Origin of the sequence: Mesorhizobium sp. M0778 (assembly GCF_040320105.1) — a bacterium.
Classification (GTDB): domain Bacteria; phylum Pseudomonadota; class Alphaproteobacteria; order Rhizobiales; family Rhizobiaceae; genus Mesorhizobium.
This window is the reverse complement of record NZ_JAMYPA010000005.1, coordinates 75,670-89,471: the sequence shown is the minus strand read 5'-3', so window position 1 is coordinate 89,471 and position 13,802 is coordinate 75,670. Positions and strand designations below refer to the sequence as shown.

Annotated in this window: 13 protein-coding genes and 1 riboswitch; of the genes, 9 read left to right on the top strand and 4 right to left on the bottom strand. The window is 62.7% G+C overall.

Annotated elements, in window-relative coordinates; all coding sequences use genetic code 11:
* Window positions 1-9: 9 nt before the first annotated feature.
* Window positions 10-759 (top strand): enoyl-CoA hydratase-related protein, encoded by a 750-nt coding sequence (locus tag NKI22_RS09280; protein ID WP_023719501.1) that lies wholly within the window; start codon window positions 10-12, stop codon window positions 757-759.
* 24 nt (window positions 760-783) lie between these two features.
* Here NKI22_RS09280 and ppk2 read toward each other — a convergent pair whose 3' ends face one another.
* Complete coding sequence (ppk2, locus tag NKI22_RS09275; RefSeq protein WP_023719500.1) at window positions 784-1,686, bottom strand: polyphosphate kinase 2; 903 nt, start codon at window positions 1,684-1,686, stop codon at window positions 784-786.
* Window positions 1,687-1,795: 109 nt separating this feature from the next.
* On the opposite strand from ppk2, the gene NKI22_RS09270 reads away from it, so the two are divergent.
* From NKI22_RS09270 to NKI22_RS09260, 3 genes are all read left to right on the top strand, one after another.
* Complete coding sequence (locus tag NKI22_RS09270; RefSeq protein ID WP_352817557.1) at window positions 1,796-3,061, top strand: sensor histidine kinase; 1,266 nt, start codon at window positions 1,796-1,798, stop codon at window positions 3,059-3,061.
* A 113-nt stretch (window positions 3,062-3,174) separates the two neighbouring features.
* On the top strand, window positions 3,175-3,900 hold the full coding sequence (phoU, locus tag NKI22_RS09265; RefSeq protein ID WP_023719498.1) for a phosphate signaling complex protein PhoU: 726 nt from the start codon (window positions 3,175-3,177) through the stop codon (window positions 3,898-3,900).
* Window positions 3,901-4,092: 192 nt separating this feature from the next.
* Window positions 4,093-5,100: a magnesium and cobalt transport protein CorA gene (locus NKI22_RS09260; RefSeq protein ID WP_023677347.1), complete on the top strand. Its 1,008-nt coding sequence runs from the start codon at window positions 4,093-4,095 to the stop codon at window positions 5,098-5,100.
* Between the two features lie 69 nt (window positions 5,101-5,169).
* Here the strand turns inward: NKI22_RS09260 and NKI22_RS09255 are convergent, their stop codons facing one another.
* Window positions 5,170-5,694 carry a GcrA family cell cycle regulator gene (locus tag NKI22_RS09255; RefSeq protein ID WP_023719497.1) on the bottom strand — a complete coding sequence of 175 codons (525 nt, stop codon included), beginning with the start codon at window positions 5,692-5,694 and terminating at the stop codon, window positions 5,170-5,172.
* Window positions 5,695-6,048: 354 nt separating this feature from the next.
* Between NKI22_RS09255 and NKI22_RS09250 the strand changes: the two genes are divergently transcribed.
* From NKI22_RS09250 to NKI22_RS09240, 3 genes are all read left to right on the top strand, one after another.
* Window positions 6,049-7,248 carry an aspartate aminotransferase family protein gene (locus NKI22_RS09250; RefSeq protein ID WP_023719496.1) on the top strand — a complete coding sequence of 400 codons (1,200 nt, stop codon included), beginning with the start codon at window positions 6,049-6,051 and terminating at the stop codon, window positions 7,246-7,248.
* Window positions 7,249-7,262: 14 nt separating this feature from the next.
* Entirely contained in the window at window positions 7,263-8,174 is a 912-nt protein-coding gene (argF, locus tag NKI22_RS09245) for an ornithine carbamoyltransferase (RefSeq protein WP_031194171.1), read from the top strand.
* 117 nt (window positions 8,175-8,291) lie between these two features.
* Window positions 8,292-9,302, top strand: coding sequence for an Hsp33 family molecular chaperone (locus NKI22_RS09240; protein WP_023719494.1), 1,011 nt, complete (start codon window positions 8,292-8,294; stop codon window positions 9,300-9,302).
* Window positions 9,303-9,378: 76 nt separating this feature from the next.
* Here NKI22_RS09240 and apaG read toward each other — a convergent pair whose 3' ends face one another.
* Window positions 9,379-9,771, bottom strand: coding sequence for a Co2+/Mg2+ efflux facilitator ApaG/CorD (gene apaG / locus NKI22_RS09235; RefSeq protein ID WP_254816331.1), 393 nt, complete (start codon window positions 9,769-9,771; stop codon window positions 9,379-9,381).
* Between the two features lie 227 nt (window positions 9,772-9,998).
* On the opposite strand from apaG, the gene NKI22_RS09230 reads away from it, so the two are divergent.
* On the top strand, window positions 9,999-11,153 hold the full coding sequence (locus NKI22_RS09230) for a ceramide glucosyltransferase (protein ID WP_352852414.1): 1,155 nt from the start codon (window positions 9,999-10,001) through the stop codon (window positions 11,151-11,153).
* A 52-nt stretch (window positions 11,154-11,205) separates the two neighbouring features.
* On the opposite strand, the gene NKI22_RS09225 is transcribed toward NKI22_RS09230, so the two are convergent.
* Window positions 11,206-12,396, bottom strand: a complete 1,191-nt coding sequence (locus NKI22_RS09225; protein ID WP_352937724.1) for an O-succinylhomoserine sulfhydrylase — start codon at window positions 12,394-12,396, stop codon at window positions 11,206-11,208.
* Window positions 12,397-12,466: 70 nt separating this feature from the next.
* Window positions 12,467-12,544, bottom strand: a riboswitch (SAM riboswitch).
* A gap of 143 nt (window positions 12,545-12,687) precedes the next feature.
* On the opposite strand from NKI22_RS09225, the gene NKI22_RS09220 reads away from it, so the two are divergent.
* Complete coding sequence (locus NKI22_RS09220) at window positions 12,688-13,782, top strand: 2'-deoxycytidine 5'-triphosphate deaminase (RefSeq protein ID WP_352852416.1); 1,095 nt, start codon at window positions 12,688-12,690, stop codon at window positions 13,780-13,782.
* Window positions 13,783-13,802 lie beyond the last annotated feature (20 nt).

Genomic DNA, 13,802 nt, shown 5'->3' with positions numbered 1-13,802 from the left:
GAGAGGGCCATGAACGTTCACTCAAAAACAGAATTCCGCAATCACACGCTGATCGTCACCGTATCGTCGGGTGACGGCCGCCCGGTGCTGGACAGGCGGGCCTACGAAAGCCTGGCCAGGACATTCCATGAAGCCGCTGTCGATGACGACGTCCGCGTCGTGGTCCTGCGCGGCCTGGCCGGGTGCTTTTGCCTCGGTGCCGATTTCTCCGAATTTCTCGATGCCACCAAACATCGGCGATTGATCGCCGCCGTCACCGATATGTTCCGCACGCTGGCGACGTTCCCGAAACCGGTGCTTGCCTGTGTCGACGGCGACGCCGTCGGCGTCGGCTGCACCATCCTGTTCCACTGCGACATGGTGATCGCCTCGAGCAAGAGCACGTTCCGGGTGCCGTTCGTCGATTTCGGCCTGGTGCCGGACGCGGCGACCAGCATCCTGGCGCCGCAGAAGCTCGGCTATGCCGGTGCGTTCCGCTTCTTCTGCCTCGGCGACACGCTCGCCGCCGAAGATGCCAGGCAGCTCGGCCTTGTCGGCGAGATCGTGACGGACGTCAGTGTCGAGGAAGCCACGTTGGCCAGAGCCAGGCAGCTCGCCAAGAAGCCAGTCGCGGCACTGCTGCAGACGCGCGACCTGCTTAGGGGGGACACCGGCGCGCTCTGCGACCGCATCGACCAGGAGATCTCGCTTTTCCAGCAGGCGTTGCAGGACGACACCACGCTGAAGCGGCTGCAGCGGATTGCCCGGATGGCGGCATGAGAGCCGTTAATCGATGAGGTGAGCTTATTTTTCGAGGAAAGTCGGCCCTTCGCCGATGATCTTCTTGTCCTCCTTGCCGATGACGTCGAGGTCACGGCCGTCATAGGGAAGTGACAGGAGAATGCGCTGCATGACCGCCAGCCGTGCGCGCCGTTTGTCGTTCGCCCGCACAATGATCCAGGGCGCGAACTCCTTGTGCGTGCGTTCGACCATCAGGTCGCGCGCCTTGGTGTAGTCGTCCCATTTGGTGATGCCGGCGATGTCGATCGGCGAAAACTTCCAGCTCTTCAGCGGGCTCCAGCGACGGTCATGGAATCGCTCAAGCTGCGTTTCCCTGCCGATGTTCAGCCAGAATTTGAAGAAATAGATGCCCTCGTTGCGGATCATCCGCTCGAAATGCGGAACCTCGTCCAGAAATTGCTCGTGCTGCGCGGGCGTGCAGAATCCCATCACCGGTTCAACGCCGGCGCGGTTGTACCAGGAGCGGTCAAAGGTGACGAATTCGCCCGACGTCGGGAAGTGGTCGACGTAGCGCTGGAAGTACCATTGTCCAAGCTCAGTGGCTGTTGGCTTGGTCAGCGCCACGTTGCGCGCCGTCCGAGGGTTCAGATACTGGCGCAAAACGAAGATCGTGCCGCCCTTGCCGGCGGCGTCGCGTCCCTCGAACAGCGACATCACCCGCTTGCCCGTCGACTGTAGCCACGCCTGCGCCTTGACCAGCTCGATCTGCAGCTGCTCGAGCCTCTCGTCATACCCCTCGCTCTTCATCTTCTTGTCGTAGGGATAGCCGCCGGCGGTCAGCTTGCGGTCCTCGACCCAGTCCGGAAGAGTGGGGGCCTCGATGTCGAACTCCCGCTCCTTGCCGTCGATCATGATCTTCAACGGCCCCGACGAACCTGTAGCGGGGCCTTCCTTGGCGTTTTTCATCGAGACGAACCTTTCCAGCTTCCGGACTCATGCTATTGGGAGCCTCCATGCCGGTCCAGCAGGAAGTTCTTGAGGTGGCCGCAGACGGAGCGCAGGCGACGGAGCGCAAATGGCCGACATCGGCACAGAGCGGAAAGGCAGGGCGCAAGCCGTCGCCATGCGGCTGTGGAACAGCCGCTGGCTGCTGGCGGCCGGCTTCGTTGCAGTTCTGATGGTCTATGGTTTTGCCGGCATAGCCGGCTATGTGGTGCTGCTGGCAGGCGCCGTGCTGGTTGCCGCTGCGATGCTGCCGGCCGGCGTCGCGCATCAATCGACCGAAAATGCCGCGGCCATCGAGGCGAGCGGCCTGCAACGGCTTTCCGGCGAATATCTCGCGGCGGCGGTTGCCGATCCGCTGATCATTTTCGATCGCTCCGCCGCCATCGTCCATGCCAACGCCGCCGCCTTTGCAGCCTTTGGTGGGATTGCCCCCGGCGTATCGCTGTCGCTGAAATTCCGCGCGCCGGAAATGCAGGCCTTGCTGGATAATATCTTGTCGGGCAACGTCGCTTCGGACAGCGTCGACTACATCGAGAAGCTGCCGGTCGAACGAGCTTATCGGGTGAGCGCGTCTTCTGTCGGCCACGCCACGGATCTCTACGTGCTGGTGTTCAAGGACCAGAGCGAGGCGCGCCGGATCGACAGAATGCGCGCCGACTTCATTGCCAATGCCAGCCACGAGTTGCGCACGCCTCTCGCCTCGATCGCTGGCTTCATCGAGACGCTGCGCGGGCCGGCCCGCAACGACCCCGCGGCACGCGAGCAGTTCCTGCAGATCATGCAGAACCAGACCAGCCGCATGGCGCGCCTCATCGACGACCTTCTGTCGCTGTCACGCCTGGAGATGAAGCCCTATCTCAAGCCGGGAACCGAGGTCGATCTGCGCCAGGCCATCGACAGCGTCATCGATTCGCTTGGGCCGCTGGCCAAGGAAAACGGCGTCGTCATCGAGCGGGATTTCGCGCAAGGGCCGCTCGACGTGCCCGGCGATCGCGACGAGCTTTTCCAGGTTTTTGAAAACCTGCTAGAAAACGCCTGCAAATACGGTCAGTCCGGTGGACGCGTCGTGGTGTCGATCACGCGCGGCGACAGCGATCCCGAGCCGGGCATCGACGTCACCATCAGGGATTTCGGCCCCGGCATCCCCGAAGAACATATCCCGCGCATCACCGAGCGCTTCTACCGCGTCGATGTCGAGAACAGCCGGACCCAAAAGGGCACCGGCCTTGGCCTGTCCATCGTCAAGCATATCCTAACCCGCCACAACGCCAGACTCTCCATCAGGTCGGAGGTCGGCAAGGGCGCGGCGTTCACGGTCCATTTGCCGGCTCGCTGACGCCGTACTATCTACCACATGATGGGCCGTTTCTTTTTTCTGTCATCCGGCTAGCGTATCAGCGGGGATTCGAGCGAACGACTCAACCAGAAGATCCGGGAAGGCATTCGTCCATGCAGTCCGTGCACATCGTCAGCGCCTATGACGAGGAGCTGAAATATCTGTCGAAGCGCATCGCGGCGATGGGCGGGCATGCCGAGCGCATGGTCGAGCAGGCAGTAGCGGCGCTGGTCAATGCGAATCCGGGGCTCGCCCAGAAAGTCATTCGAGACGACCTGGTTCTGGATGAGGGGCAGCGTGAGATCGACGACAAGGCGATCATCATCATCGCCAAGCGCCAGCCGATGGCGACGGATCTGCGCGAGATCGTCGGCGCGATCCGCATCTCGGCGGACCTCGAACGGGTGGGCGACCTCGGCAAGAACATCGCCAAGCGGGTGGTTGCCGTCGCCGACGGGCGCCAGCCGAACAGCCTGTTCCGCGGCCTCGAGGCTTTGGCCAATCTGGCACTGACCCAGCTCAAGGAAGTGCTCGACGTCTACGCGTCGCGGTCGGTGGAGAAAATCGGTTTCGTGCGCGACCGCGACGACCAGATCGATGCCATGTACACCTCGCTGTTTCGCGAGTTGTTGACCTACATGATGGAAGACCCACGCAACATCACGCCCTGCACGCATCTCCTGTTTTGCGCCAAGAACATCGAGCGCATCGGCGACCACGCCACCAACATCGCCGAGACGATCTACTATATCGTCACCGGCGATCAGATGCCGGCCGATCGCCCGAAGGGCGACAAGACGGATAAGATAATTCTTCCCGCAACGCTGCCTGCGAAGTGAGTTCTCGAAACAAAACGTGGTGGCCGCTAGAGTTGCCACTTGGTGGAGTGGCTCTCAAATCCGAAAAGCAGCTCCCCTGCTGCTCGACACTAATGCGAATTTCGGATTCGCCACCTGAGAGCAAATTGCGCTAAGCTTTCGACGCGCCGACTTCTCAGTTCCGCGATGAAAGCCTGCCTTCAGGAGGCTGGGATGGAATATGTCCGCGAGTTTGCTCCCGCGCCGCCGATGTCGGGCATAATCGCTTGCGGCGTCTATACGGCTGGGCGGCGCATCGCCGACATACCGATCGAGGAAGCCGGCGAATGGGCCGGGAAGCCGGGCCATGTCGTCTGGATCGGACTGCTGGAGCCCGACCGCAATTTATTGCTGCGCGTCCAGGCGCAATTCCATCTGCACGAGTTGGCGATCGAGGACGCCGAGCATCCGCACCAACGGCCGAAGATCGAGCAATATGGTGATGCCCTGTTCATCGTTGCCCGCACGGCGCAGCTGATCGACAGCCGTGTCACCTTCGGCGAGACGCATCTGTTCGTCGGCGCTGGCTACATTGTCAGCGTCAGGCATGGCCCGTCGACCTCCTACGCCGCCGTTCGCCAGCACTGGGAAAGCTGTCCGCATTCCCTCGCCAAGGGCGAGGATTTCGTCCTCTACGCCATTCTCGATTTCATCGTCGACAACTACATGCCGGTGCTCGAGCAGATCGAAAACGAGGTCGAGGCGATCGAGGACAAGGTTCTGCTGAAGCCGATGACCGGCTCCGACATCGAGCGGCTTTACATGCTGCGCCGCGATCTCTTGCGCCTGCGTAATGCGGCCCTGCCGCTGGTGGAGGTCTGCCGGCGGCTGACCAGCGCCGATCTGCCGCAAATCCATACAGCCATGCACCCGCTGTTTCGCGACGTCACCGACCACATCCGCACGGTCCAGGAAAAGATCGACAGCCTGCGTGAGGTTCTCGCCTTCGCCTTCGAGGCGAGCCTTCTGGTCGGCCAGAGTCAGGAGACGGCGATCTCCAAGAAGCTTGCCTCATGGGCCGCCATCTTGGCCGTGCCGACAGCATTCGCCGGCATCTACGGCATGAATTTCAGCGACATGCCGGAACTGAGGATGGAATATGGCTACCCGGCCGTACTGGCGGCAATCGCCCTGATCTGCACGTTTCTTTACTGGCGGTTTCGCAAGAATGGGTGGCTTTGAAGAGAGGTGAATAGTGAATAGGGCTAAATGGGAGCCTTGCTTCTTACGCCAGGCTCAAGCCGCCACCATTCACCTGCTCCGCCGCCGCTCCGACGCCGGCTGGAACGCCACCCGGGCGTGGTACTTGCAGTAGGGTCCGGTTTCGGCGGCGTCGTTGCCGCAGAAATGGAAGTCTTCCGAAAGCGGATCGCCATTCGGCCACTTGCAGGTGCGCTCGTTCAGCTCGACGAGTTGCAGATGCCGGGAGATCGGCACGACGACGTTTTCGACCGGGCGGATATAGTGGCGCGACACCGGTTCGGCATCGAACTGCGCCTTGAGCGCGGTCGCACCGATCGACATCGACGTGGTGGCATGGCGCGTGGCGCTTGCTGCCCGCGACACCGATTTCTGGATCGTCGATCCCTGTACCGTCTTCTTCTGGCGTGCCGGTGATGCGGTTGTGCGTCCGCGGCCGGACAGTTTCAGCCGGTGCACTTTGCCGATGACCGCATTGCGGCTGACCCCACCAAGCTGTGCGGCGATCTGGCTGGCGCTGAGACCCTCCGACCACAATTTTCTGAGAAGTTCGACTCGCTCGTCAGTCCAGTTCATGAGACCGCGCTCCTGCTGAAAAGTGCGGCAATCGGAATCCATTCCCGACCCGGCTTCTGCCGGGCAGACACCACATATATCGGGTGATTAGGTCCGCCGCACGAAATCTAGTTATTTCTCTACTACAATTACCTTATGCGCTGACTCGGTGACAAGAGTCCCAAGGCCAACACGAATCGGTTTTTTCGGTTTTCCCCAACTTGCCCGGTCGCTTATGAGCCGGCATTGTGCTGGGGGGCTTGCCGCACGTCCTTGCGCGACCTTTTCGTTGACTTCACGGCCGAAAAACACGATAAGCCACAAGGGCCGCCGCTTTGGCGGCTTTTTGATTTTCCGGTTCCGGAGACGCATATAATGAGCGGTTCGGCGCTTTTCGAGACCTTTGTTCGCGCACCCCTGGCTTTCGACCACGGTGAAGGCACCTGGCTGGTCACCGACAAGGGCGAGCGATATCTCGATTTCGCAGGCGGCATCGCCGTGAATTCATTGGGCTACAGCCATCCGCATCTGGTCGCGGCCCTCACTGAACAGGCCGCCAAGCTCTGGCACGTCTCCAATCTGTACGAGATTCCGGGACAGAGCCGGCTCGGCGAGCGGCTGGCCGACGCCAGCTTCGCCGACAAGGTGTTCTTCACCAATTCCGGCGCAGAGGCGCTTGAATGCGCCATCAAGACGGCGCGGCGCTATCACTTCGTCAAGGGCCATCCCGAGCGCTTCCGCACTATCAGCTTCGAAGGCGCCTTCCATGGCCGCACCCTGGCGACCATCGCCGCCGGCGGCCAGTACAAATATCTGGAAGGTTTCGGCCCCAAGGTCGACGGCTTCGACCAAGTCGGCTTCGACGACATCGACGCCGCCGAAAAGGCGATCACGCCTGAAACCGCGGCGATCCTGATCGAGCCGGTGCAAGGTGAGGGCGGCATCAGGCAAGTGCCGTCGCAATCGCTGAAGCGGCTCAGGCAGCTCTGCGATCAGCACGGACTGCTCTTGATTTTCGACGAGGTCCAATGCGGCGTCGGCCGCACCGGAAAGCTGTTCGCGCATGAGTGGGCGGGTGTCACACCCGACCTCATGGCGGTGGCCAAGGGCATCGGCGGCGGCTTCCCGATGGGCGCCTGCCTCGCCACCGACGAGGCAGCGGCCGGCATGACCGCCGGCGTGCACGGCACCACCTTCGGCGGCAATCCGCTGGCCATGGCGGTCGGCAACGCCGTGCTCGACGTGGTGCTGGAAGACGGCTTTCTCGATGACGTCCGGCGCAAGGCGCTGCTCTTGAAACAGGGGCTGGCCGGTGTCGCCGACGAATTTCCGGACGTTATCGAAAGCATCAGGGGCACCGGCCTGATGCTCGGCCTTAAATGCGCGATGCCCAACACCAAGGTTACGGTGGCACTGCGCGACCAGCATCTCTTGACGGTTCCGGCCGGCGACAACGTTATCCGTCTGCTGCCGCCTCTCACCGTCACCGATGCCGAGATCCACGAGGGGCTCGAGCGCATTCGTGCCGGCGCCAAGAGCCTGGCGGATGCCATCGTCGCTGCCGCCGCGAAGTAATCCTGGAATTCCTGATGTCCCTTCGCCACTTCACCGATCTTTCCGCCGTTTCCGAAGGCGATCTGCGCTTCATGCTCGACGACGCAGCTGTGCGAAAGGCGAGGCTCAAGGCCGGCGAACGCACCAAGCCGCTCGAAGGCAAGGTGCTGGCGATGATCTTCGACAAGCCCTCGACGCGCACGCGCGTGTCGTTCGACGTCGGCATGCGGCAGTTGGGTGGCGAGACGATCATGCTGACTGGCACCGAGATGCAACTTGGCCGTTCCGAGACTATTGCAGACACGGCCAAGGTGCTGTCGCGCTATGTCGATGCCATCATGATCCGCACCACCTCGCATGACCGGCTGCTGGAACTGACGGAAAACGCTACGGTGCCCGTCATCAACGGGCTGACCGACGAAACCCATCCCTGCCAGTTGATGGCCGACATCATGACCTTCGAAGAGCACCGCGGTCCGGTGGCCGGCAAGACGATCGCCTGGACCGGCGACGGCAATAATGTCCTGCATTCTTTACTGGAGGCCTCTGCGCGGTTCCGCTTCAAGCTGAACGTCGCCGTGCCCGAAGGCAGCGAACCGGCTCAGAGGCATGTCGACTGGTCGAAGGCCAATGGCGGCAAGCTGAAATTCACTCGTTCGCCCGAGGAGGCCGTTCACGAGGCCGACTGCATCGTCACCGACTGCTGGGTCTCGATGGGTCAGGAGCACCGTGCGCGCGGCCACAATGTCTTCTTGCCCTATCAGGTCAACGCGGCCCTGATGGCGAAAGCCAAGCCGGACGCGCTGTTCATGCACTGTCTGCCGGCGCATCGCGGTGAGGAGGTTACCGACGAGGTCATCGATGGGCCGCATTCGGTGGTGTTCGACGAGGCCGAGAACCGGCTCCACGCCCAGAAGGCGGTTTTGGCCTGGTGCCTGGGCGCTTGATCCGGGCCGCCTTGATCCGGGAGTTCGTGGTGCCTATCTCAGGCGCATCACGCAAATCGAGCGCGTCTCGTCGCATGCGCCCCGGAGGGCGGCATCGCCGCGCCCCGGAGCTTTGTCATGTTGGAAACTCGTCAATTGGCTGAACATCAACCCAAGCTCGGCGAGTTCGGCTACGCCGGCGACGACCATGTCGTGCCGTTTGAGGTCGGCCCGCTCGACGTGCGCGGCCGTACCGTCCAGCTCGGGCCGATGCTCGACGCTATTCTCAGCCGCCACGAGTATCCCGAGCCGGTGGCACGACTACTGGCCGAAGCCTGTGTGCTGACCGTCCTGCTCGGAACTTCGTTGAAGTTCGAGGGCAAGTTCATTCTGCAGACCCGCACCGACGGGCCGGTCGATATGCTGGTCGCGGATTTCTCCACGCCGCACGCGTTGCGCGCCTATGCCCGCTTCGATGCCGACCGGCTGGAGGCTTTGACGGCTGCCGGCGAGACGTCGCCGCAGACGCTGCTCGGCAGCGGCGTCCTGGCGCTGACAATCGACCAGGGCGCCCACACGCAACGCTACCAGGGCATCGTCCAGCTCGACGGCGTCACGCTGGAAGAAGCCGCACGCACCTATTTCCGCCAATCGGAGCAGATTCCGACCGACCTACGGCTTTCGGTGGCCAAGCTTCTGACGCCCGGCGTCGGCGGTGCCCGCGAGCAATGGCGCGCCGGTGGCCTGCTGGCACAATTCCTGCCGCAGTCGCCGGAACGCATGCGCGTACCCGACCTTCCCGGGGGCGACGGCGATCCGCGTGAGGAAATCCACGACCCGACCGACAATTCCTGGCAGGAACTGCTGGCGCTGCTTGGTACCATTGAACCGACCGAGCTGATCGATCCGACTATCGGCGCCGAGCGGCTGCTTTACCGGCTGTTCCACGAGCATGGTGTCCGCGTCTTCGGCGGCGTGCCGGTCGCCGACCAGTGCTCATGCTCGAGGGAGAAGATCCGCGGCATCCTCGAGGGTTTTTCCGCCGAGGAGATCAGAGACAGCACCGAGGATGGTAGCATTCACGTCGCCTGCGAATTCTGCTCGAAGCAATATGACTTCGACCCGGCGGAATTTGCAGCGGCTCAATAACGAGCGTCAGTGCGGCTGCCTTCGCAGAACTTGGGTTCCTCGCCCCGCAAGGCGGGAAGAGGAATCAAAGTGAACGTCAATTGACGGTGCGCCGCGTGCCTGGCAAATCGAGTGAGAAGGCGGGGATGGCGACGTCGAAGGTCTCGCCCCGCTTGTTGCGCATTGTGTAGTGCCCGACCATGATGCCGGACGGGGTCGAGAGCGGGCATCCAGACGTATACTGATAGCTGTCGCCGGGGTTGAGTCCCGGTTGCTCGCCGACGACCCCGGGGCCGCGCACTTCCTCGACCTTGCCGGTGCCGTCGGTAATGTGCCAGTAGCGCGACAGAAGCTGCACGAACTCGTCCGACTGGTTGTCGATGGTCACCTGGTAGCCCCAGACATAGCGGTTTTGCGGCGGGTCGGAGTGATCCTCCAGATAGAACGGCCTGACCTGCACTTCGATGTTGCGGGTGACGGCGCTGTACATAAACTGCTCCAAAGCAATGTAGATGGAACTTTCGACGCTCAGCGCAGTTTGATCAACGATGCGCGTCATCTCCTTGCCCGACTCAAGCGCAGGTGCCGAAAAACAATGTCATTTAAGTGACACATGACAATGATGGTGTGCAGGCTTGTGCCGGGCGACTCGGTGTTCTGTCGAATTGTTGAAAACGGCCGTCAGGCGGCCGGCATTTCTGGAGTGACCAGATCTCGATGGAACCGACATTCGCAGCCGCCCTCTTTTCCATAGCTCTCCTTCTTTCAAATCTCGCCAGCATCCTGTTAGCTTCGCTGAAGCTGAAGCGAGCAGCCAGGATCGCATCGCCCGCCGCCACCGTGCCACCGGTATCGATCGTCGTCCCGGCGCGCGGCGTCGAGCCGTTTACCGAGGAGACGCTGGAGCGCGCCTTCTCACTCGACTGGCCGCGCTACGAACTCATCTTCTGCGTCGCCCATGCCGACGACCCCGTGGTCAAGTCGATCACCGCTGCAATGGCGCGTTTTCCGGCTATACGCGCCCGGCTGCTCGTCGGCGACGACCGCATCAGCGGCAATCCGAAACTCAACAATTGCGTGAAGGGTTGGGAAGCGGCGCTTTATCGCTGGGTCATCCTTGCCGATTCCAACGTGCTTATGCCGAGCGATTATGTCCAGCAGCTGATGGCGGCATGGCGGCCCGACACCGGCCTCGTCTGCTCGACGCCGATCGGCTCGCGGCCTGAAGGCTTTTGGGGGGAGGTCGAATGCGCCTTTCTCAACACGCTGCAGGCACGCTGGCAGTACGCTGGAGAGGCGCTCGGCCTTGGCTTCGCCCAGGGCAAGAGCATGTTGTGGAACAAGCCGATGCTTGACGCCAATGGCGGCATCCGCGCACTGGCCGCCGAGATTGCCGAGGACGCCGCCGCGACCAAGCTGGTCAACCGGCTCGGACTGCGGGTCAATCTTGTCGCTTCGCCGTTCGAACAGCCGCTCGGCCGGCGCACGCTTGGCGAGATCTGGTCTCGGCAGGCGCGTTGGGCGCGGCTGCGCCGCGTCACCTTCGCGCTGTTCTTCGCCCCCGAGATCCTGATCGGCGCGGCGCCGCCGCTGGTGCTTGCGCTGATCGCGGCGGCTGACGCCGGCGTCAGCCTGCCGGCAACCGCCATCGCCGTGCTGGTCGCGGCCTACCTGCCGGAATGTGCCCTGGCCTGGGTCAAAGGATGGCACCTGTCGCTGCGCACCATCTTGGCAATGATGGTTCGCGACTGCATGCTGCCGGCGATATGGGCGCGCGGCTGGCTGAGCGGCGCCGTCGACTGGCGCGGCAACGTTATGACCATCCAGACCAAGGCCGTCGCGGAGCTGGAAGAGACCCCGTCCGGCGCCTGACCGGCACGTCCGGCGCGGGCTGTACGAACCCGCTCGCCCTGTTCGGCCAGCCTTATCCGGCAGCTCTCAGCGCTTGCTCGACATCTTCGAGCAGATCGTCGGTATCTTCCAGGCCCACGGAAAGCCTGAGCGTTCCCGGTCCGATGCCGAGCTCGGCGCGGGCCTCATCGGTCAAATTCTTGTGCGTGGTCGTCGCCGGATGGGTGATCAAGCTCTTGGCGTCGCCGAGATTGTTGGAAATCAGCACGATGTCGAGCGCGTTCTGGAAAGCAAAGGCCGCCTGCTTGCCGCCCTTCACATCCAGGCAGATCAGCGTCGAACCACCCGACATCTGCTTCTTGACCACGGCCGCTTGCGGGTGGTCGGCACGGCCGGGATAGATGACGCGGGCGATTTGCGGGCGCTCGGCGAGGAAATCCGCGATGCGGCCGGCACTTTCCGTCTGCTGGCGTACGCGCAGCGGCAGCGTCTCCAGGCCTTTCAGCAGGGTCCAGGCATTGAAGGGCGAGAGGCTGGGGCCGGTGTGGCGGAAATAGTCATGCAGGTTCTCGTCGATCCATTTTTTGTCCGACAAGATAACGCCTCCAAGGCAGCGCCCTTGGCCGTCAATATGCTTGGTGGCCGAATAGACGACGATATGGGCGCCGAGCTGCAAGGGTTTCTGCTGCAAGGGCGTGGCGAAGACATTGTCGACGATCAGCCTGGCGCCGATCGAGTTGGCAAGTGCCGCGACGGCGGCGATGTCGACCACCTCCAGCGTTGGGTTGGTCGGGCTTTCCAGGAAGAACAGTTTGGTGTTCGGCTTGACCGCCTGTTCCCAATTGGCGATGTCAGTGCCATCGACCAGCGTTGCCTCGATGCCGTATTTCGGCGCCAGCGTCTCGACCACCCAGCGGCAGGAGCCGAACAATGCGCGCGCCGCCACGATATGGTCGCCCGCCTTGGCGCTGCACAGCAATGCTGCCGTCACCGCCGCCATGCCGGACGCCGTGGCGCGCGCGTCCTCGGCGCCTTCCAGCGCGCACATACGCTTTTCGAACATGTCGACCGTCGGATTGGCATAGCGCGAATAGATGAAGCCCGGCTCCTCCCCCTTGAAGCGGGCTTCCGCCGCTTGCGCCGTCTCGTAGACATAGCCTTGGGTGAGATACATCGCCTCGGAGGTCTCGCCGAAGCCGGAACGCAGCGTCCCGGCATGCACGAGTGCGGTCTGAGGCTTCCAGTCGCGCTTCTTGGTCATCATTCTATCCAAACACCAAAAATGGTCCAAACAACAAAAAACCGGTCGCGAAAGTCGCAACCGGTCCATATGGCCTTGCGGCCCGACGGTCCTTTAGCGACTTGTTTAACGTGGCTGCAAGCCGACCGGCCAAATCACCACGGGATAACGAGCTTTAGACCCGCACCACGCTTGCGTCAATTGCCGGCATGATTAAGACGGTTGTACCAAGCAGGTGCCAAAGGCGTCCACGGTTTGTGGCAAGGACCTGTGACGAAACAAGACCTCGCCCGGTGTTCGAACGGAGCCAGACCCTTGCGGCAGACAGGCATTCTTCCCGATCGGGATATTTCCGCGCTGTTCCAGACGGGCGCGCTGAAATCGCCGCGCGCGCTCGATGCCGACCAGATCCAGCCGGCCAGCCTTGACCTCAGGCTCGGCGACAAGGCCTGGCGCGTGCGTGCTTCCTTCTTGCCCGGCCCCGACCACAGAGTTGTCGACAAGCTCGACCGGCTGAAGTTGCACGAGATCAACCTCGCCGAAGGTGCCGTGCTCGAAACCGGCTGCGTCTACATCGTGCCACTGCTCGAAAGCCTGGCGCTGCCCGCGCATATTTCGGCTTCGGCCAACCCGAAGAGCTCGACCGGGCGGCTCGACATCTTCACTCGGGTAATGACCGACCGCGGCCACGAGTTCGACAAGATCGCCGCCGGCTATGAAGGCCCGCTCTATCTGGAGGTCAGCCCGCGCACCTTCCCGATCGTCGTGCGCACCGGCTCGCGGCTGTCGCAGATCAGGTTCCGCACCGGCAATGCGCTTTTGTCGGAAAGCGAACTGCACGAGTTGCACCGCGCCGAGATGCTGGTCGCCACCGAGCCGCCCAACATCTCAGGCGGCGGCATCGCGTTGTCGATCGACCTCGACGGTGACAAGGACGGGCTGGTCGGCTATCGCGGCAAGCACCACACCGGCCTGGTCGACGTCGACAAGCGCGCCGCGCAGGATGTCGTCGATTTCTGGGAGCCGCTCTACAAGAGCGGTGCCGGCGAGCTGGTGCTCGATCCGGACGAATTCTATATCCTGGTGTCACGCGAGGCGGTGCATGTGCCGCCGCTCTACGCCGCCGAAATGACGCCCTTCGATCCGTTGGTCGGCGAGTTTCGCGTCCATTATGCCGGTTTCTTCGACCCCGGTTTCGGCCATTCGGCGTCGGGCGGCACCGGCAGCCGGGCGGTGCTCGAGGTGCGCAGCCACGAAGTGCCGTTCATTCTCGATCATGGCCAGATCGTCGGACGGTTGGTCTACGAGCACATGCTGAAACGGCCGCAAGCGCTCTACGGCACCGATCTCGGTTCGAACTATCAGGCGCAAGGCCTAAAACTGTCCAAGCATTTCCGCGCCGCGCGCTGAGCTTCCCCTCACTTTGCGGC